General features: G+C 66.7%; 1 protein-coding gene. It reads left to right on the forward strand.

Annotation, left to right across the window (positions count from 1 at the left end; genetic code table 11):
- Nucleotides 1-339 (forward strand): methylmalonyl-CoA mutase family protein (locus tag E2B92_RS32505; RefSeq protein WP_235024085.1); only part of this gene is annotated, 339 nt, incomplete at both ends.

Consider the following 339-nt stretch of genomic DNA (forward strand, 5'->3'; position numbering starts at 1 on the left):
TCACGCGTGGTGTGTATCCGTCGATGTACACGGGCCGGCCGTGGACGATGCGGCAGTACGCGGGTTTCGGTACCGCGGTGGAGTCCAACGCCCGCTACAAGCAGTTGATCGCCAACGGCACGATGGGCCTGTCGGTGGCGTTCGACCTGCCCACGCAGATGGGCCACGACAGCGACGCGCCGATCGCCCACGGCGAGGTCGGCAAGGTCGGCGTGGCGATCGACTCGATCGACGACATGCGGGTGCTGTTCGGCGGGATCCCGCTGGACAAGGTGTCCACCTCGATGACGATCAACGCGCCGGCCGCTCTGCTGCTCCTGCTGTACCAACTGGTGGGTG

Source organism: Streptomyces sp. WAC05374, from assembly GCF_004353505.1.
Taxonomy (GTDB): domain Bacteria; phylum Actinomycetota; class Actinomycetes; order Streptomycetales; family Streptomycetaceae; genus Streptomyces.